Genomic DNA, 17993 nt, shown 5'->3' with positions numbered 1-17993 from the left:
TTAAGTAAATAACCGTCAGGAATTATCCCAAGGTTTCAATAATAACGAACGCCTACGACTTCTTTAACGATGCCTCTCAAGACAAGTACTCTCAAGAGATGAGTGCAACTCTGTTTCCTGGTTGCCATTCAATCTGCCCTGCCAGTTCCATTTCCAGCAGGATACCGTTTAAATCTGTAGGCGATAACTGACACTGCCGGAGCAGGTCATCAACATATACTGCGCTAGGACCTAACAACTCTTTTACAGAAAGTCGAGCATCATCCGCATTTAGAGCAATTTTTTTCTTCGGTTCTTTTTCAAATAGAGGGCCGATGGGAGCACTAAAGGTCCTCTTTTGAGACGGTCGATCAAAGGGGCGTTCCAATGTTTCAACGATATCTTCTGCACTCTCTACAAGCGTGGCTCCCTGCTTTATTAGTAAATTTCCACCTTTACTTCTGGGGTCTTGAGGACTTCCGGGCAGAGCCATTGTCTCTCTGCCTTGTTCTTGAGCAAGGCGGGCCGTGATCATTGAACCGGACTTTAAGGAGGCTTCAATGACGACAACGCCCCGGCTGATACCTGATACCAAACGATTGCGCCTCGGGAAATGTCGCGCTTGGGGTTTACTGCCAAGTGGCATTTCCGAAATTAGGACGCCTCTTTCTTTTATGGCCTCTTGAAGAGAATGATTTTCTGGTGGATAGGTGACATCAAGACCTCCCGCAATTGCGGCAATCGTTCCTGTTCCTAAAGCGCCCTCATGGGCGGAAGTGTCTATGCCACGAGCCAGTCCTGAGGCAATAAGGAAACCATATTGTCCAAGATCTTGGGCGAGCTGTTTGGCTAATACTTGTCCGTTTGCGGAAGCATTCCGAGCGCCAACAATCGCGACAGTGCGTTTTTTTAGGAACTTGTCATTACCAAGAACCTGTAACAAGGGTGGTGCATCATCGATATGGGCGAGGAGAGGCGGGTAATTCTCTTCGCCAAGGGCGACCAACTGCGCACCAAAGCGTTCTATTTTGGTAAATTCTTCTTCCGCTTTTTTTCGAGAAAAAACAGGGTTGGATTTCCCGTTTTTCCGTGCCTTTTCCGGGAGTGCAATCAGGGCTGCTTTGGCGGAACCAAAGTGTTGTAGCAGTTTAAAAAATGTAATCGGTCCAACATTTTGGGATCGAATGAGCTGGAGCCAGTCGAGTTTTTCATCCAAATTTGCAGGAGGCATAATGACATTGATCATGCCATTAATTTGGGAGATTAATTATGAATTAGTCAACCCTTCGGTGTTTTTAGGCTTAATTTAGTTTGATAGTCCTAGATGTGTATGTCTTTAAGATATTGTAATTAAATAGAATAATTACTTCTTTTTACCTATTTTAGGTTCTTCTCCCTTGATGAGGCGGCGAATGTTTTCGTGGTGCCGAACCCAAACCAGTATAGCGAGCAGAGCTGTTAATTCGACCATTTGGAGGTCTTTGTGCAAGAACCAAACCGCGATGGGTGTTGCGAACATTGCCATGAGAGCTGACAGGGAAGAAATCCTGAGTGTGAGAGCTGTAACAAACCAGGTTAAACAAGCAATAATGCCAACTTGCCAGGAGAGGGCGAAGACCACACCAAGAGTGGTTGCAACGCCTTTTCCACCTTTAAATTTAAGCCAAATAGGAAAAAGATGACCCAGAACAGCGCCTAAAGCGGCAATCAAAGCTGTGTCGGGTCCCCAAAGGAATGCAATCATGACGGCAACAGCCCCTTTGCCACTGTCGCAAATTAAAGTAAGGAGGGCTAATCCTTTACGACCTGTACGCAGTACATTGGTCGCACCGATGTTGCCTGATCCAATTTTCCGGATATCGCCAAGCCCGAATACCCGAGTAATAACTAAGCCAAAAGGAACAGATCCCAACAGGTAACTGCTAAAAAATGCGATCAGATAATAGGGCGCCACATGGCTCCAGGATATCGGGTCTGGCATTGAGATACTGTTCCTTGGCTGATTATATTTATGTGTTAAGCAAGTGTTCTATCATAAATAGTACGGCCATCCACAACAGTTCTTAAAACTTTACCTTGGGCCGGGAATCCGGTGAAGGGGGAATTTTTAGATTTGCTGCGGAATTTTTCGGGGTCGATAAAGAAAGGGCTATCCGGGTTGAAGACCACAAGGTCCGCAGCCCCACCCTTGGCAATTCGGCCGACGGGCAAGCCCAAGATATCTGCAGGTTTATTGGTTACCAAAGCTAAAGCGTCAATCAGGCTAAGGGCTTCTTTGTGATAGAGCTGGAGAGCCAAGGGAAACAGAGTTTCTAACCCGACAATACCAAATTCAGCTTGAGCAAAGGGCAGTCTTTTTGAATCCTGGTCATGGGGACTGTGATCGCTTGCTATGGCATCGATTGTTCCATCGGCAAGACCTTCAAAAACGGCTTCTCTGTCGGCTTCGGCGCGTAGGGGAGGCGATACCTTGGCAAAAGTTCTGTAGTCCAGTACAGAGTTTTCGTTCAAACAAAAATAATGCGGTGCTGTATCACAAGTGACGGGTAAACCACGAGCTTTAGCTTGGCGGATAACATCAATGGCACCTGCTGTTGAAAGGTGAGCGGCGTGATATCGGCTCCCGGTCATTTCAACAAGACGCATATCGCGCTCGACCATGATGATCTCGGCATGGTTGGGAACGCCTGATAATCCCATGCGGGTAGAAATCTCACCACCGTTCATGACACCGCCGGCCAATGTTGGCTCTTCAGGGTGTTGAACGATCAGCGCATTGAAAGTTTTGGCATAACTGAGCGCACGGCGCATGGTCTGTGCATTGGCGACGGCTTTAGTGCTGTCTGTAAATGCAACAGCACCAAACTCAGTTAAGAGACCAAACTCTGTGAGCTCTTTGCCTTCCATGCCTCTGGTGATGGCGCCATAAGGGAAAATTTTCACCATTTTAGCTTCACGCGCACGACGTGCCACGTATTCTACGCCTGAGACATCATCCAGAATAGGTCTGGAATCTGGAAGAGCGGCAATAGATGTAATTCCACCAGCCGCAGCAGCTTGTCCTGCGGTGAGAATGGTTTCTTTGTGTTCGTCGCCGGGTTCGCGCAGGTGAACGCGCATATCCACTAGGCCAGGAGCTAGGCAATTACCAGCGCAATCAATGACTTCTATGTCATCAGGAACGCCGTCTTTGAAAAGTTTGGGGCCAAAATCAACAATGTGAATGCCTTCGCTGAGTAGCGCCCCTTTGATATCGAGGCCACTGGCAGGATCGATAATACGTGCATTTATATAAGCGCGTTTGGTCTTATTATCCCGTTGGCTCATTCTTTAGATCCCCCAGAATTAGTTCCGCCAGTACCAGAATTTGTTCCACCAGTAAGAGTACCTTGTGTTAGGGCGTGAAGGCAGGCCATACGCACTGCGACACCCATTTCGACCTGCGTACGAATGAGAGAACGGTCCAAATCGTCGGCAAGTTCACTATCAATTTCCACACCGCGGTTCATTGGACCAGGGTGCATAACAAGTGCGTCAGGCTTGGCCATTGCGAGCTTTTCCTGATCAAGTCCGAAGTAACGGAAGTATTCACGAATTGAAGGAACAAAGCTGCCCTGCATACGTTCAAGCTGAAGACGAAGCATCATGACGATATCACAGCCTTCTAAGCCTTCTTTCATGTTGTGGAATGTTTCGACGCCCATGCGATCAACAGCTGCTGGCAGCAAGGTTGGTGGCGCAATAAGTCTGACCTCGGCACCCATAGTGTTGAGAAGGTGAATGTTAGACCGTGCGACACGGCTGTGGGCGACATCACCGCAGATGGCGACGCGCAGGCCATAAAGATCACCTTTGCGGCGACGAATAGTCAACGCGTCCAGTAACGCCTGTGTCGGGTGTTCATGGCTGCCGTCACCTGCGTTTATCACAGAGCCATTGACCTTTTCAGAAAGGAGTTTTACGGCCCCGGAATCTGAATGACGAACAACCATGACGTCGGGGTGCATGGCGTTGAGAGTCATGGCCGTATCGACCAGGGTTTCCCCTTTTTTGATCGAGCTTGATGCCACAGTCATGTTGATAACATCCGCACCCAGCCGCTTTGCAGCAAGCTCAAAAGAAGTGCGGGTTCTGGTGGAATTCTCAAAAAAGAGATTGATAACCGTTCGACCCTCGAGCAAATCAGTGGTCTTTTTAACGGCTCTATTTTGGTCAACATAGCCATCGGCTAGGTCAAGCAAATCGGAAATCTGGTCCGCTCTCAGGCCCTCTATTCCTAGCAGGTGCCCGTGGCCAGTTAGGCCAGCAGCGATCGTTTCAGCATAAGTAGTCATTAAAGCGGCAATATGTCATTGATAATGTCCGAGTGCAATATATCAAATTTGTACTAAATGTGAATATTTATTCAACCTTGTCGTGTTGTTTTGAGTCGTATAGATTGGTGGTTTTTCTCTTTATGGTTTCGGTAAGTGCAAGATTTTAAGTTTGTTATCATTGTGTTTTTAATCGGGTTTATTAGTTTTTTTAGCTTTTTTCATTTCTCAAACGACAGTGTTGAAAACATTGAGGTGGTTGTTGATATTCCCTCAAAATCGGGAAGATCTGCGACGGTCACATTTTGGGATACTCTGGGCATGGCATTGGGACTGGTTCCAGAAGTTATGCATGCTGAATTTTTATCCCCTTCCAAACAATCTTCTATGTGCCAGATATCCTCTCCGTCAGAAGAATCTGAAATTATTTGGATTGATACGATGTCTAGTGATTTTGTTTCTCCTATACAGATTGAAAATGGTGCAGTGTGGCCTAGTACAACGAAATTAATTAATGTGAGTGTTGGGCGTTTTAATAAGCCTGTTTTTCTGTTTCTTCAATCCAACAACGATGTTGTTTGGAACCTGAATATACCGGATAGTGTCGTTGTTGAAGGGGTCGTTACTGCATCGTTGCTACCTTCTGCAATTGCGAATGTGCCCGAAGGTGTTGAAAAGCTGGTAACGATGTATGAAAGTAACAGAAATGCCATCTGCCCTCTATTTTGGGATCTTCCCTCAGAGGATGAAGTTATGGACTATTTTGGGCGCAAGCCTGATCGAGTTATTAGAAAAGAAATTGAAAGTCTTTTTGTTGTAAAAGATGTTAACGCCCCGATCCAAGGTATTTCGCGTTTAGATGCGAGGAAAATATATTCTCCTGTCAATATGCTGGTTGGGAAAGAACCTTATGTTTTACGTCACGTTGAAGAGGCAGAAAAAATTGGTGCGATAGTGAAAATTGACTATCAGGATGCTCTTAAAATACTAATGACTTCTAACAAACCATCAACCGACAGTTTAGCCACTGAAATCAAAGATCAATTTTTATACGTATCAAAGAATTACCGGCTTATTCTTCGGGATTTTGATCTTCCAGATGATTTTTTAAATAACACTCCGCAAACCTTTTTTGTCCCTTCTGATGTCGTTTTAAGCAGTTTAACAATTCCACCGTCTGTTAACCCAGAACCAAGAATAAGGCCCGCTTTGAAGGTGGCGCCGGGTTCAGATGAGATTGATAACGCATCCTCTCATGAAATTTCACGTAATGAGAAATTTATGAATTCCATTCGCATGGAAGATAGCGACAAATATTTTCGAACGATGGGTAAACACGCTTTTGCTCCTCTTGATCTTACTGTCGCTGAAATTCAAGAGCTTGTTGATCTGGATATGTCGAATGTCGAGTGACTTAAAAAAATTAAGTTATGCCCTTTGTTTTGAGGTCGCTCATGTCAAAATCATTGAGGTCAAGTAATTCTTCCAATACCTCTTGAGTATGCTCTCCCATTTTTGGGGGGACGTTACGATAATCGACTGGGGTTTTTGAAAATTTCATTGGGCTGCCTATAAGATCAACAGACCCGCTGCTGGTATCTGAGTGTGGCATGGATATTTTCATGTCGCGGGCTACGGTTTGAGGGTGAGAGAAGACGCCTTTCATGTCATTGACGGGGCCGCAGGGAACACCGAGAGGCGGAAGATGCTCTATCCAGTAAGGTGAGGTTTGTGTCTCCGTGATTCTGCTAATCAAAGGCGTAAGTTCATCTCGGTTTCTAATACGGTTTTGATTCGTATTGAAACGGGGATCTTCAAACAGTTCCATACAATTGGCGAACACGCAAAATTTACGGTACTGACCATCATTACCAATGGCGAGAATGAAGTGGCCATCGGAGGAGGGAAAGACGTTGTAGGGGACAATGTTAGGATGACCGTTACCGAGGCGTGGAGGCAAATCGCCTGATGTAAGATAATAAAGACCCTGATTGGCGAGCCATGCCACTTGGGTGTCTAGAAGTGATACGTCAATAAACTGGCCTTGTCCGGTATTGTTTCGATGATGAAGGGCCGCGAGGATGGCGTTACTGGCATACATGCCACACATCAGATCTACGATGGCTACACCTACTTTCATAGGTTGACCTTCAGGCTCACCAGTTAAACTCATGATGCCGCCCATACCTTGGATTAAGAAGTCGTATCCGGCTTGGGAAGAATAGGGGCCTGTTTGTCCGAAACCTGTGATGGAACAATAGATTAAGTTTGGAAATTCGTCTTTAAGATCTTGGTAAGAAAGGCCATATTTTGCTAACCCGCCAACCTTGAAGTTTTCAACCAGAATATCGCACTTAGCAATTAATTTACGGGCAAGTTTTTGTCCATCTGGTTTCGATATATCTAAGTTTATTGAACGCTTGTTACGGTTTGCAGAAAGGTAATAAGCACTTTCTTCAGTATCTTCTCCGGTTTTGTCTTTTAAAAAGGGGGGGCCCCATTTTCGAGTATCGTCTCCTTGACCCGGACGTTCTACCTTGATGACATCTGCGCCCATATCACCGAGCATTTGCGTACAACTTGGACCCGCCATAATTCTTGAGAGATCAAATACCCGTAATCCTGATAGAGGTCCTGTGGGTAGGGTTCCTGTATCTTTAGTTCCGGTATTCTTGGTCTCAGTATTTTTGGGCATAGAGAGGAGGTCCTTACATCGGTATTGATGGCGGCTAGTCACAGATTTTTATTAGATAGAAGTGTAGAAAGCACACTTACTTCATGCAACGCTGTTTTTGGTAATCTTAATTTATCACTTCAAAGTGAAAAGGTTGGTGGTACTCGATAATCAGCACTTTGTGAGATTCTGGGTAAGTTATATAAGTCAGAGATTTAATTTCTCTGTAAATATTTAGCCGGTATGGGGGTTGCTTTAATCAATTGATTTCTTTGATATCATGAAAAAGAGCTGATCTGGTAATAGTTCACGACCGAAGCAACGTGATTATGCAGGCGTCCTTTATGTTAATAGAACTCACTTTTTGAGTTTGACACCTGTCTATCTTCTACATTTTGAGAATTGAAGCGTGTAGCTATGAAAAGCAGTTCCGTCGTTTTAGGGCAGCAATGGTATTGCGCGTGAACTCGCGGGACATAATATGAGTAATGCTGCCAGCTTGGCCATAGTTACTGTAAACAGACACTTTCAGCAACATTACTCTATTGTCTTTTAATAAGCAGATTATTTAGGGCCCATGAGATACCAAAGTATCAAGCCAATGATTGGCAGAAGTAATATGATGACAATCCAAAGTACTTTGGAGCCGGTAGTGGCGTTGCTTTGGAAAATTTTAACGATTGCCCAAACGTCGGCGATGAGGATGAGTAGCCCAAAGATCCCCCCGAATTCTAAACCAAACATTTTATAATCCTCTTTAAATTTAATTGTTAATTCCTGTGTAACAAGTTGAATAAAGGATACAGGAGCTCGATTAAGTTGGGTATTGGTATGATTACGGATAAAAGGGTTGGATTACAGATGCGGGTTTAGTTGCTCTTCACCAATTTTCTCTTTACGAGGCCCCATGAAAACCCAAAAGGTAAATCCAAAGACGGGTATTAGGGCGACAGTGGCAATCCATAAGACCTTTACAGCAACCGCTTCGTGGCTTCGAAGGATTTTAGTTATGGCCCATAGGTTCATTACCAATAGAGTCAAACCAATTATGCTGCCGGTTTCCAGGCTGAACATAGTCGTAATTCCTTAGCTGTCTTGCATCCAATATGTTAGCAAGAATGATTTCTTCCATGAAGGATATAATTACACGGAAAAAGAGAATGTAAACATTCGTATTAATACGGAGAACGAGCCCAGAAATGATTATTTATGGTGAAATATTAAGAAAAATAAGCAAATTTAATTTTCTGTTTTACCCTCCATGGTCTGTTGTTTCACAACCTGTTGGTGAGGGGGTAATTTTATATCCTTAGGTAGGATGCAAAAGTTTATATTGTTTCGCTATCCGCATTAAAGGAATGGCAGATGTGATGACGAGGAATGATTAGGAAATGGTACTTTATATTTTAAGGTGCCGTTGGATTGCATCTAAAGCTCCTTGAAGAATATAGGCTGCAGCAGCTTTGTCGACGACCTCTGATCTCCTTTTTCTAGTCATATCTGCTTCACCAATTAGAAATCGTTCAACAGCTGAAGTTGACATCCGTTCATCCCAAAAAGCTATTGGTAACTCTATGCCAGCAATGGTTTGCAAGTTATCTGCCAATGTCCGTACGGATTGGCAGCGCGGCCCCTCAGTTCCATCCATGTTGACGGGGAGGCCCATAATGATTCCACCGATATTTCTATCTAGGCAGATTGCTTTTAGTTCTTCAGCATCTCTTTTGAACTTAGTTCTTTTGATTGTACCAATAGGTGAAGCAACAGTGAAATTTCTATCAGATACAGCCATCCCAATGGTTTTTGTTCCAGGATCTAACCCGATAAGGCGTTGAGTTCGATCCAATAGGTCGGGGAGGTCATATATGTCAATGTCGTGCACTTTGTGCTCACTATTAAATTAAAGGCTTTTCGTTTTAAACTTCATAAGGTTTATCTCTACTGAGGTGATGTTTTCAAGTAGTTCCCCTTGGGTTGCGCGATCATGCGCGACAGTCTGTCATCTGGCAAGATGTTGATTTGATCGGCATAACATCAATAGTGACTCTTTATAGCTAATTTAGTGCGAGAATTTGTATGTTTGGTGGGTTTGGAAATTTAATTGCAGCATTTGTGTTGTTTTTGCTTCTGCACTCCATACCTCCAATGGAAAGTGTGAAAGGTTCTTTGATCGCTGCTTTGGGCAAAAAAGGCTACTACATTGGGTATTCAGTTATTTCTCTCGCCGTTTTGGTTTGGTTGATTCAAGAAGTTTGGGCTGCTCCTTATGTTGAAGTTTGGCCTTATGAATCCTGGGCAGCCCGGACTACGGCACATATAATGCCGCTGGCGAGTATCATTTTTATTGCAGGTTTTTTGCGACCAAATCCTCTTTCTATTGGATCAACTCACGGGTTTAATAAAGATCGTCAAGGATTTGTCGGTATTGTCCGGCATCCTGCACTTTGGGGGTTTGCTCTTTGGGCTGGAGCACATCTTTTTGCCAATGGGAATTTGGCAGAAGTTCTCTTTTTTGGTGGTCTGTTGGCTTTATCACTTGTGGGAATGCTTATCGTTGACCGTCGCAAGAAGCGAGTTCTCGGTACGGAGGCTTGGAAAAATCTTTCCAGAGGAACGTCAAATATTCCGCTGCTAGGCCTTTTTAAGGGCGGGAATTGTCGGCCAACGTTAAAGGATGGCTACTCTTTATTTGTTGGGTTTATGGTTTTTGCTGTGGCGATATATCTCCACCCTATTTTGTTTGGGGTAAGTCCTCTTTCTGGTTTTTACTAGGGACTAAAATCTCAATCTTAGTTTTCAGGTTTTCAGGTTTTGAGACATGGTGGCTTGCGGCTCTTGAACTCTTGGGTAAATTTATTGGGGTGACATCTTGTCTCTTGAATTTTTATGATGTCGGCATAAGTTCACTATTTGATTGTTAAGGGGGTATTGAATTACCCTTTATATTATTGTCGTCTTATTCAAAAATTATGGGTGCTTGTACGTTATGTCTCAACCTGAGTTCACAGGCGAAACAAAGGTTGAAAAATCAGGACTGCGCCGTATTTGCTTGATGGGACTGGGGTGGGTCTGCATTTTCCTTGGTGTCATCGGTATCGTTTTACCTTTGTTACCTACGACACCCTTTTTGCTAGTTGCCCTTTGGGCTTTTTCCCGATCTTCGATCCGGTTTCATAACTGGCTTTATACACATAAATACCTGGGACCAATGGTCCAGGACTGGAATAAGTTTCGTGTTATTCCGATGAAGGCGAAAATTTTAGCTGTCACGATGATGAGTGCGAGCCTTGCATTGGTCACTTATAAAGGGATTTTACCGTTGTGGGGTTTGATCCTCGTTGGATTAAGCCTATCTTGTGTTGCCTTTTTTATTATCAAGTGCCCAAGCCTTCGTCCTGATAAAGTTCCTGAATAATGTACTCAAAATTTTGTGTTTCAACAGAGTAAATTTTGTAGAAACTCATTATGAAGACGTCGTAATCGGCTCTAAATTTATTGTAAAAATTATAGAGATAAGGCCAAATTCTTTATTCAGTCTCAAAAAAAGATGTTTTTCGATACAAAAATGGTTCTGCCGGGCGTTGCAGCAAGGGCGACTGGATGCTACTTTCCGCACGAAATTAGTACGTGTGTACTTTCGATATTTATAGAAGATTGGAACGCAGTATGTCTGTCGACAAAAAAACGGTCGCGAAGATTGCCAAATTGGCACGCATCCGGGTTGATGAAGAGCAACAAGAAGCACTGTCAGGGGAACTTAATCAAATCCTTGGCTGGATTGAACAACTCTCAGAACTCGATACCGAAGGTGTTGAGCCAATGACATCTGTTGTTTCCATGACCCAACCTCTACGTGAAGACGTGGTGAATGATGGGAATTATGTAGGTCGGGTAACTAAAAATGCTCCAGATTCTGCCCACGGTTTCTTTGCTGTTCCTAAGGTGATCGAATAATGAGTAACCTCACACATTTAACAATCTCTGATGCCATTACGGGCATGAATAAGGGCGATTTTTCTGCCCGAGAACTGACAGAAGCTCACGTCAGCGCGATGGAAGAAACACGCGACCTCAATGCCTATATTGTTGAGACCCCTGAAATTGCTCTTGATATGGCGGATGCTTCAGACAAGCGTCGTGCTGCCGGTGAAGCTGGATTAATGGAGGGGATTCCGATTGCAATGAAGGATCTCTTCTGTACTGAAGGGACTCAAACGACAGCGGCCTCTCATATTCTTGAGGGTTTTGTTCCGACATACGAATCAACAGTGTCTGGCAACCTCTGGAGCGCTGGTGCGGTTATGCTGGGTAAGTCCAACCTTGACCAGTTTGCTATGGGATCGGCCAATATTACGTCCTACTTTGGTAACGTGATCAATCCATGGCAACGTGAAGGCAGTACTGCGCAATTAACACCAGGTGGTTCGTCGGGCGGTTCTGCCGCAACCGTTGCAGCACGTGCAGCAATGGCCGCAACAGGAACAGATACGGGTGGTTCCATTCGACAACCTGCTGCATTCTCTGGTATTGTTGGTATGAAGCCAACTTACGGGCGTTGTTCTCGTTGGGGCGTTGTCGCGTTTGCGTCTTCGCTTGATCAAGCTGGTCCTATGACACGATCTGTTCGCGATGCTGCAATTATGCTTGAAGCAATGGCAGGTTACGATGAGAAAGATTCAACATCCGTGAACATCGGTGTTCCTTCTTATCAAAAAGCTCTTACAGGCGATATCAGAGGCCTGAAAGTTGGTATTCCAAAAGAGTACCGTATTGACGGAACACCTGCTGAAATTGATGAAGCCTGGGAACGCGGTATTGAATGGATAAAAGCAGCGGGTGCCGAGCCTGTCGAGATCAGCCTGCCGCATACAAAATATGCGCTACCTGCTTATTACATCATTGCTCCTGCTGAATGCTCATCTAATCTCGCGCGTTATGACGGTGTCCGTTATGGCCTGCGTGTTGAAGGTGAGAGCCTGGATGACATGTACGAAAGAACACGTGCGGAGGGCTTTGGAGACGAAGTTAAGCGCCGTATTCTTATTGGAACGTACGTTTTGTCTGCGGGCTATTATGACGCCTTTTACAACAAGGCCCGTCGCGTACGTACCCTGATCGCCAATGATTTCAAAAACGCATATGAAAAGGTTGATGTAATTCTAACGCCAACCGCACCAAGTCCTGCGTTTGGTATTGGTGAGAAAATGGATGATCCGATTGCGATGTATCTGAACGATGTCTTTACCGTTCCTGCAAGTTTGGCAGGATTGCCGGGAATTTCCATTCCAACAGGTCTTTCCAGTGAAGGTACGCCCCTTGGTTTACAGCTTCTTGGTAAGGCGTTTGATGAAGAGACAGTTCTTAAAGTCGCTGGTGTTATGGAAGAAGCCGCAGATTTCTCTGCCCTTCCACAGCTAATGGCGGGAGGTAAGTAATATGAGTTATCGTGTTAAAGGTAACACCGGAGAGTGGGAAGTTGTCATTGGACTTGAAGTCCACGCTCAGGTTATTTCGAATTCAAAGCTTTTTTCCGGAGCCTCTACCAAATTTGGCGCTGCTCCGAACGAACAGGTTTCACTTGTCGATGCTGCGATGCCGGGCATGTTGCCTGTTCTTAACAAGGAAGTCGTTGCACAAGGTATTCGTACCGGCTTTGGCTTACGTGCGCAGATCAATCTGAAATCGGTTTTTGAGCGTAAAAATTATTTCTATGCGGATTTGCCTCAAGGCTACCAGATTTCTCAGTTTCTTGAGCCAATCGTAGGTAAAGGAACCCTGACCCTTGATCTCGAAGGTGGGAAAACTCGCGACGTAGGGATTGAGCGTATGCACCTGGAACAGGATGCAGGTAAATCAATTCACGATCAACACCCGACCCAGTCCTACATCGATCTGAACCGTACGGGTGTTGCGTTGATGGAAGTTGTGTCAGACCCAGATCTTCGTTCGCCTGAAGAAGCGGGTGCATATTTGCGTAAGATGCGCTCGATCCTTCGTTATCTTGGCACTTGTGATGGAAACATGGACGAGGGTTCCATGCGCGCAGATGTAAACGTATCTGTGCGTAAGCCCGGTGAAGAACTTGGTACACGTACGGAGACTAAAAACGTTAACTCCATCCGCTATGTCATGCAGGCGATTGAGTTTGAATCCAAGCGTCAGGTGAAAGTCCTGGAAGATGGCGGTGAGATTGTTCAAGAAACCCGTCAGTTTGATCCGAGTAACGGGACAACTCGCTCTTTGCGCAGTAAGGAAGAAGCACACGATTATCGCTACTTCCCTGATCCAGATTTGTTGCCTCTTGTTCTCGATCCGAAATGGGTAGAGGAAATCAAAGCCTCTATTCCAGAACTGCCTGACGAGAAGAAAGAACGCTTTATTAAGGATTTTGGTCTTTCGTCCTATGACGCTGGTATCCTTGTCATTGATCGCGACCGTGCTGATTTTTATGAAGAAGTTGCTAAAGGTGGCGATCCTAAAGTGGCCGCTAACTGGGTCATTGGAGATTTCTTTGGTGCCTTGAATAAAAGCGGCCTGGCCTTGGCTGAAACCCCTGTTTCTGCAAAGCAGCTTGGCGGCCTGATTGCCTTGATCAAGGACAATACGATTTCTGGTCGTACGGCTAAGGAAGTCTTCGAAGAGATGTGGGAAACCAGCAAAGATGCTGATACCATCGTTGAAGAAAAAGGCCTCAAACAAATTTCTGATACAGGCCCAATTGAAGCCGCGATTGACGAAATTATGGCCGCTAATCCTAGCCAGGTTGAAGCCTTTAGAGGCGGCAACGAAAAGTTGATTGGCTGGTTTGTCGGTCAAACCATGAAAGCGACTGGCGGTAAGGCTAACCCAGGCATGGTCAATCAGCTTCTTAAGAAGAAATTGGCGGGTTAATAACAATAAGGTATTAACAACCAAAAAAAAGGGAGCCAAAGGGTTCCCTTTTTTTTGTGGTTGTTACGGAAACAATACTAGGTAATCGATAGAGTAGAACTTTTTATTCCAGCGCGGTAATCGTTCCAATAATGTGTGTCACATTACCGGCCTGATCAACGAGGGGACAATCGATTGATTCGAACTTTTTATACTGCTTGTCGATCAGGTGTAAGTTTCCAATATTTTTCATACAAACGGGATCTTCACTCAGCTGTTTGTAATAATTTGCCAGCCTCACTTCTTCTTGTTCTTGTTCCGTGTCTTGAGGTCCATCGGTTCGAATGATTTTTCCAGTGCTGTCATCAAAAATACTATTAGCAGTTTCCCCATGGAGTTTGAACTCAAACGCGGTATTACTTTTGCGTTCTACGAGAAAAATATCTGGAGCCAAAGTAATGTGATCAATAATGTCAAAATCAGCTTTTTGGGGAATTCCTGGGGTAAAAGATAGCCACCACTTCAGAAGGGCGCGATTGCTTTCTCCTGCGAGGTCGTCTTCACATCTTATGGGATAATATTCTAGGACTTCGTAATTATAGTTTGACACTATTGAGACTTTTTCTATTGAACACTATTATCTTAAATCTAATCTAAAAGTACGTAATAAAAAGTTAATTTTGGAGACCGATTTTTCTGATCATAAACAAATTCGTTTTTGGTATTTGTTGCGGTTACCCAGATATGCTCAATAAACTATATCTTTACTGGAAACTTAAATGTCCTTTTTTTCAAAATTGTTTGGCAACTCGAAATCTAAAGAACCGGATACTCCACCAGAGGAGGAACCAGTCTTTTATAAGGGATATGCAATTCGTGTGGCACCTGGAAAAGCGGATAACGGTCAGTGGCGCCTTTCTGGTTATATTGTTAAAGCTTCAGAAGAAGAATCTGAAAGTGATATGGAACGTTTCTATCTGAGGGCAGATACGTTTCCTTCACGAGAAGAGGCCGTCGATTTTTCTCTTCGTAAGGGGCGTCAGATTATTGATGAACAAGGCGATAGATTGTTTGTCGATGGGGCTCTATCAGGGCGCGCTTGAAACATGATTAATTTAAATTGTGAATTTCAAAATGGCTTTAATCGTCTGTAATGATTGATGGGCGAATAAGGACATGTAAATTTTTTGCACCGTAAACTTCACCCACCCTGTTTTTAAACAAGCTTGATACTAAAGGTACTTTGTACAACGGTGTGAGCGGGTGTTTGTCCCCTAGTAATGCCTTGATCTCCGTGGTTGGTAAACGGTAACTGAAATCGTCATTGAGGAGGTCCAAGCGTTCGCTTGAATAAGTTGTCGTGCCAATTTTTATGGAAAAGTTACTTCCTATAGAAGGAGTTAGCTCATCAAGTCTCGTGATCATAGTGTTCAGATCCAAGTCTGTGTCCAGGTCTGGATGTTGCTCGTCAGCTATCTGTGGACGATTGGGAACGAGGTCAAGAATGAGAGAGTTATCGTATGTATAGGCATCGCCCAGTTGTTTTGTCGTAGCAAAATCATCTGCCTCGTAAGATTCTCTAAATAAACTTCCCAATAGGGGGACAGATTTAGGGATGGTTACTCTGTTTTCATTTGTTCGTTTTAAATGGCGGCCAAGCGTTAATATGCGAATAAAATAAATTGATAGGGTTGTGAGCAGAATAATGTTGTTGATTTGGATGAGTGTTGTAAGTGTTTGAAGTCTGATAAAGCCTGGATTGCTCCAATTATCTCCTAAATCTTTGCTATCTCGATCTCTGTCGGAGTGGTTGCCTTTATTTTCCTGGCTTGCGTAGCTAGAACTAATTTGTGTCGCACAGGTCAACGCGGCAAGAGATGTCATTAGTTGGCGGCGGGTCAGATTCATTTAAGCCTCCTGATTATTTTCAATGTATTCTTGGTTCATGGAACTCTGTGACACACTCAATAATATAACCGTACCGCAACTATTTTGGTTGAATTGAGCTTATCATATTTTCACTCTTAATGCTGAATAGAAATTATGTGGTGTGGGTGTTGACGAAAATTCTTAGCTTGCGATTGTTGACGGGGCTTCTTAAATCAAATGAAGCTTAGCCTGATTGGGCTGAAATTTATTTAAAATGATTGTGACGATCCCCTATATGAAAGAGGTAATATGTTAGATCTTTATACTTGGGCGACACCTAATGGGCACAAAGTCCATATTATGCTCGAAGAACTTGGGTTGAATTATCATGTCCACCCAATAAATATTGGTGCTGGTGACCAGTTCAAGCCAGAGTTTTTAAAGATCAGTCCAAACAATAAAATGCCAGCGCTTGTTGACCCTGATGGACCTGACGGACAACCGATCAATTTATTTGAATCTGGCGCTATTCTTTTTTATCTCGCAGAAAAAACAGGTAAATTTATGCCAGTCGATCCAAGGGGAAGATATGAGGTCATGAAATGGCTTATGTTTCAGATGGGCGGCGTAGGACCAATGTTGGGACAAGCTCATCACTTTCGGATGTATGCACCAGAAAAAATTGAATATGGTATCGAACGATATACTAACGAGGCTAACCGACTGTATGGGGTATTAGATCGTCGCCTGAGCGAAAGTAAGTATTTGGCAGGAGACGATTACAGTATTGCAGACATGGCAACTTTCCCTTGGATCAGAAACCCTGATCGTAAGGGGGTGGATATAGCGAACTATCCAAACGTGAACCGTTGGTCAGAAGAAATTTCTCAACGCCCAGCTGTGAAAAGAGGCCTTCAGGTGCTGGAGGATAAACGTGTTGCTGGACCGATTACTGATGAGATGCGGGAAAACTATTTCGGTAATGCTCAATACGAAAAGCACTAAGTATTTGGGTGGAAATTATGAAAAGGACTGCTTTTGCGGTCCTTTTTTGAATCTAGAGTTTCCTTAACTGTTTGAGGCTCTTAAACTCCCGATTAAATTATTATGAATAGATATGTTTGAGGGATTCGAAGATGGGTAAAGCAGGTAAAGTGGAAACGCTCCTTGCGCAAGCAGGACACTATTTAGACCGTGAAACAGGATCGGTCGTACCGCCCATCCAACCTTCCACGACCTTTGCCCGTGATGAGCAGGGTAACCTCTATGATGAAAATCGGATTTATGCGCGGGACCATAGCATAAATGCCGAGATGGCCGAAGTAATTCTCAATGAATTAGAGGGTGGTGCTTCTTGCAAGCTCTTTGCATCCGGCATGGCCGCTGCAACGGCCTTAGTACAAACTCTACGACCTGGAGAGCGCATAGTGGCGCCAAAGATCATGTACTGGTCTTTACGCGCTTGGCTGATCACTTATTGTGAGGACTGGAATGTGGAGCTTGCGTTTTATGATCCGTGCGATGAAGAGGATATGATTTCTGTTGTGAAATCTGCATCGACCCAAATGTTATGGGTTGAAACCCCGGCAAACCCTACCTGGGAGGTGGTTGATATTGCGAAAGCTGCAGAATTGGCACACTCCGTTGGGGCACAGCTTGTCGTAGATTCTACAGTTTCTACCCCTTTGTTAACCAAGCCGATTGAGCTTGGCGCGGATTACGTTTTTCATTCCGCGACCAAATACATTAATGGCCACAGTGATGTTGTCGCGGGGGCAGTAATTACAGCCAAAGAAGATATGCGTTGGGAACGCCTTTGTAAGGTACGTGCGCAACAAGGCGGCATACTTGGAACGTTTGAAAGCTGGCTTTTGCTTCGCGGAATGCGTACCATGCACATCCGAGTTGAACGTGCTTGTGAAAACGCGATGCGTATTGCTCAACATTTTGAAGGTCTTGCCGGTGTTGTGGAAGTTCTTTATCCCGGGCTTACTTCTCATCCCAATCACGAAATAGCCGTAAAGCAGATGTCCGGGGGATTTGGGGGCATGCTCTCCATTCGCTTTGTTGGAGGTAGGAATAATACGGCTAAAGTTATGGGGCGTATGAAACGTTTCGTGCGTGCGACATCTCTAGGCGGAGTAGAAAGTCTTGTGGAGCATCGCGCTCTTGTTGAGGGTGAAAACAGTCCGGTCCCGGATGATTTACTCCGATTTTCAATAGGGATCGAAAATGTCGACGATCTTATTGAAGATATTGAACAGGCACTTCGGGGTTAAGGACAGGTG

General features: G+C 44.4%; 19 protein-coding genes. 9 read left to right on the top strand and 10 right to left on the bottom strand.

Annotation, left to right across the window (positions count from 1 at the left end):
- Positions 1 to 91: 91 nt before the first annotated feature.
- The 4 genes from dprA to ACFSKO_RS19365 all read right to left on the bottom strand — a co-directional run bounded on the left by dprA (position 92) and on the right by ACFSKO_RS19365 (position 4313).
- Positions 92 to 1225, bottom strand: a complete 1134-nt coding sequence (gene dprA, locus ACFSKO_RS19380) for a DNA-processing protein DprA (RefSeq protein WP_380254770.1) — start codon at positions 1223 to 1225, stop codon at positions 92 to 94.
- Between the two features lie 117 nt (positions 1226 to 1342).
- Entirely contained in the window at positions 1343 to 1960 is a 618-nt protein-coding gene (gene plsY / locus ACFSKO_RS19375; RefSeq protein WP_380254767.1) for a glycerol-3-phosphate 1-O-acyltransferase PlsY, read from the bottom strand.
- Positions 1961 to 1995: 35 nt separating this feature from the next.
- Entirely contained in the window at positions 1996 to 3306 is a 1311-nt protein-coding gene (gene pyrC, locus ACFSKO_RS19370; RefSeq protein ID WP_380254765.1) for a dihydroorotase, read from the bottom strand.
- Positions 3303 to 4313 (bottom strand): aspartate carbamoyltransferase catalytic subunit, encoded by a 1011-nt coding sequence (locus ACFSKO_RS19365; RefSeq protein ID WP_380254763.1) that lies wholly within the window; start codon positions 4311 to 4313, stop codon positions 3303 to 3305. Before ACFSKO_RS19365 ends, pyrC begins: the two co-directional genes overlap by 4 nt.
- 135 nt (positions 4314 to 4448) lie before the next feature.
- On the opposite strand from ACFSKO_RS19365, the gene ACFSKO_RS19360 reads away from it, so the two are divergent.
- Positions 4449 to 5705: a hypothetical protein gene (locus ACFSKO_RS19360; RefSeq protein ID WP_380254761.1), complete on the top strand. Its 1257-nt coding sequence runs from the start codon at positions 4449 to 4451 to the stop codon at positions 5703 to 5705.
- Between the two features lie 10 nt (positions 5706 to 5715).
- On the opposite strand, the gene ACFSKO_RS19355 is transcribed toward ACFSKO_RS19360, so the two are convergent.
- From ACFSKO_RS19355 to ruvX, 4 genes are all read right to left on the bottom strand, one after another.
- On the bottom strand, positions 5716 to 6987 hold the full coding sequence (locus tag ACFSKO_RS19355) for a CaiB/BaiF CoA transferase family protein (RefSeq protein WP_380254759.1): 1272 nt from the start codon (positions 6985 to 6987) through the stop codon (positions 5716 to 5718).
- Positions 6988 to 7530: 543 nt separating this feature from the next.
- Complete coding sequence (locus tag ACFSKO_RS19350; protein WP_380254757.1) at positions 7531 to 7710, bottom strand: PLDc N-terminal domain-containing protein; 180 nt, start codon at positions 7708 to 7710, stop codon at positions 7531 to 7533.
- 111 nt (positions 7711 to 7821) lie between these two features.
- Positions 7822 to 8040, bottom strand: a complete 219-nt coding sequence (locus ACFSKO_RS19345; protein WP_380254755.1) for a PLD nuclease N-terminal domain-containing protein — start codon at positions 8038 to 8040, stop codon at positions 7822 to 7824.
- A gap of 325 nt (positions 8041 to 8365) precedes the next feature.
- On the bottom strand, positions 8366 to 8848 hold the full coding sequence (gene ruvX, locus ACFSKO_RS19340) for a Holliday junction resolvase RuvX (RefSeq protein ID WP_380254753.1): 483 nt from the start codon (positions 8846 to 8848) through the stop codon (positions 8366 to 8368).
- A 194-nt stretch (positions 8849 to 9042) separates the two neighbouring features.
- Here ruvX and ACFSKO_RS19335 point away from each other — a divergent pair, with 194 nt between their 5' ends.
- From ACFSKO_RS19335 to gatB, 5 genes are all read left to right on the top strand, one after another.
- Positions 9043 to 9738, top strand: coding sequence for an NnrU family protein (locus ACFSKO_RS19335; protein ID WP_380254751.1), 696 nt, complete (start codon positions 9043 to 9045; stop codon positions 9736 to 9738).
- Between the two features lie 214 nt (positions 9739 to 9952).
- The gene (locus ACFSKO_RS19330) at positions 9953 to 10381 is read left to right on the top strand and encodes a YbaN family protein (RefSeq protein WP_380254749.1); all 429 of its coding nucleotides are present in this window, start codon (positions 9953 to 9955) and stop codon (positions 10379 to 10381) included.
- Between the two features lie 251 nt (positions 10382 to 10632).
- Positions 10633 to 10920: an Asp-tRNA(Asn)/Glu-tRNA(Gln) amidotransferase subunit GatC gene (gatC, locus tag ACFSKO_RS19325; protein WP_380254747.1), complete on the top strand. Its 288-nt coding sequence runs from the start codon at positions 10633 to 10635 to the stop codon at positions 10918 to 10920.
- Entirely contained in the window at positions 10920 to 12401 is a 1482-nt protein-coding gene (gatA, locus tag ACFSKO_RS19320; protein ID WP_380254745.1) for an Asp-tRNA(Asn)/Glu-tRNA(Gln) amidotransferase subunit GatA, read from the top strand. The genes gatC and gatA overlap by 1 nt, the downstream gene beginning before the upstream one ends.
- A 1-nt stretch (position 12402) precedes the next feature.
- A complete protein-coding gene (gene gatB, locus ACFSKO_RS19315; RefSeq protein ID WP_380254743.1) occupies positions 12403 to 13857 on the top strand; it encodes an Asp-tRNA(Asn)/Glu-tRNA(Gln) amidotransferase subunit GatB in 1455 nt (484 codons plus the stop codon).
- A 103-nt stretch (positions 13858 to 13960) separates the two neighbouring features.
- Here gatB and ACFSKO_RS19310 read toward each other — a convergent pair whose 3' ends face one another.
- Positions 13961 to 14446 carry a PAS domain-containing protein gene (locus ACFSKO_RS19310; protein ID WP_380254741.1) on the bottom strand — a complete coding sequence of 162 codons (486 nt, stop codon included), beginning with the start codon at positions 14444 to 14446 and terminating at the stop codon, positions 13961 to 13963.
- 169 nt (positions 14447 to 14615) lie between these two features.
- Here ACFSKO_RS19310 and ACFSKO_RS19305 point away from each other — a divergent pair, with 169 nt between their 5' ends.
- Entirely contained in the window at positions 14616 to 14939 is a 324-nt protein-coding gene (locus tag ACFSKO_RS19305; protein ID WP_380254739.1) for an HlyU family transcriptional regulator, read from the top strand.
- A gap of 37 nt (positions 14940 to 14976) precedes the next feature.
- On the opposite strand, the gene ACFSKO_RS19300 is transcribed toward ACFSKO_RS19305, so the two are convergent.
- Positions 14977 to 15744, bottom strand: a complete 768-nt coding sequence (locus tag ACFSKO_RS19300) for a hypothetical protein (protein WP_380254737.1) — start codon at positions 15742 to 15744, stop codon at positions 14977 to 14979.
- Between the two features lie 270 nt (positions 15745 to 16014).
- On the opposite strand from ACFSKO_RS19300, the gene ACFSKO_RS19295 reads away from it, so the two are divergent.
- Entirely contained in the window at positions 16015 to 16710 is a 696-nt protein-coding gene (locus tag ACFSKO_RS19295) for a glutathione S-transferase N-terminal domain-containing protein (RefSeq protein WP_380254735.1), read from the top strand.
- Positions 16711 to 16841: 131 nt separating this feature from the next.
- On the top strand, positions 16842 to 17984 hold the full coding sequence (locus tag ACFSKO_RS19290) for a trans-sulfuration enzyme family protein (protein WP_380254733.1): 1143 nt from the start codon (positions 16842 to 16844) through the stop codon (positions 17982 to 17984).
- Positions 17985 to 17993: the final 9 nt, after the last annotated feature.

The organism is Kiloniella antarctica (assembly GCF_042682825.1).
Lineage (GTDB): Bacteria > Pseudomonadota > Alphaproteobacteria > Kiloniellales > Kiloniellaceae > Kiloniella > Kiloniella antarctica.
Note: the sequence above shows the minus strand (reverse complement) of the source record. Positions and strands in the feature narration are given on the sequence as shown.

Coding starts and splice junctions, on each gene's coding strand:
- dprA (WP_380254770.1), bottom strand. CDS start 1,225: ATGATCAATGTCATTATGCCTCCTGCAAATTTGGATGAAAAACTCGAC.
- plsY (WP_380254767.1), bottom strand. CDS start 1,960: ATGCCAGACCCGATATCCTGGAGCCATGTGGCGCCCTATTATCTGATC.
- pyrC (WP_380254765.1), bottom strand. CDS start 3,306: ATGAGCCAACGGGATAATAAGACCAAACGCGCTTATATAAATGCACGT.
- ACFSKO_RS19365 (WP_380254763.1), bottom strand. CDS start 4,313: ATGACTACTTATGCTGAAACGATCGCTGCTGGCCTAACTGGCCACGGG.
- ACFSKO_RS19355 (WP_380254759.1), bottom strand. CDS start 6,987: ATGCCCAAAAATACTGAGACCAAGAATACCGGAACTAAAGATACAGGA.
- ACFSKO_RS19350 (WP_380254757.1), bottom strand. CDS start 7,710: ATGTTTGGTTTAGAATTCGGGGGGATCTTTGGGCTACTCATCCTCATC.
- ACFSKO_RS19345 (WP_380254755.1), bottom strand. CDS start 8,040: ATGTTCAGCCTGGAAACCGGCAGCATAATTGGTTTGACTCTATTGGTA.
- ACFSKO_RS19335 (WP_380254751.1), top strand. CDS start 9,043: ATGTTTGGTGGGTTTGGAAATTTAATTGCAGCATTTGTGTTGTTTTTG.
- ACFSKO_RS19330 (WP_380254749.1), top strand. CDS start 9,953: ATGTCTCAACCTGAGTTCACAGGCGAAACAAAGGTTGAAAAATCAGGA.
- gatC (WP_380254747.1), top strand. CDS start 10,633: ATGTCTGTCGACAAAAAAACGGTCGCGAAGATTGCCAAATTGGCACGC.
- gatA (WP_380254745.1), top strand. CDS start 10,920: ATGAGTAACCTCACACATTTAACAATCTCTGATGCCATTACGGGCATG.
- gatB (WP_380254743.1), top strand. CDS start 12,403: ATGAGTTATCGTGTTAAAGGTAACACCGGAGAGTGGGAAGTTGTCATT.
- ACFSKO_RS19305 (WP_380254739.1), top strand. CDS start 14,616: ATGTCCTTTTTTTCAAAATTGTTTGGCAACTCGAAATCTAAAGAACCG.
- ACFSKO_RS19300 (WP_380254737.1), bottom strand. CDS start 15,744: ATGAATCTGACCCGCCGCCAACTAATGACATCTCTTGCCGCGTTGACC.
- ACFSKO_RS19295 (WP_380254735.1), top strand. CDS start 16,015: ATGTTAGATCTTTATACTTGGGCGACACCTAATGGGCACAAAGTCCAT.
- ACFSKO_RS19290 (WP_380254733.1), top strand. CDS start 16,842: ATGGGTAAAGCAGGTAAAGTGGAAACGCTCCTTGCGCAAGCAGGACAC.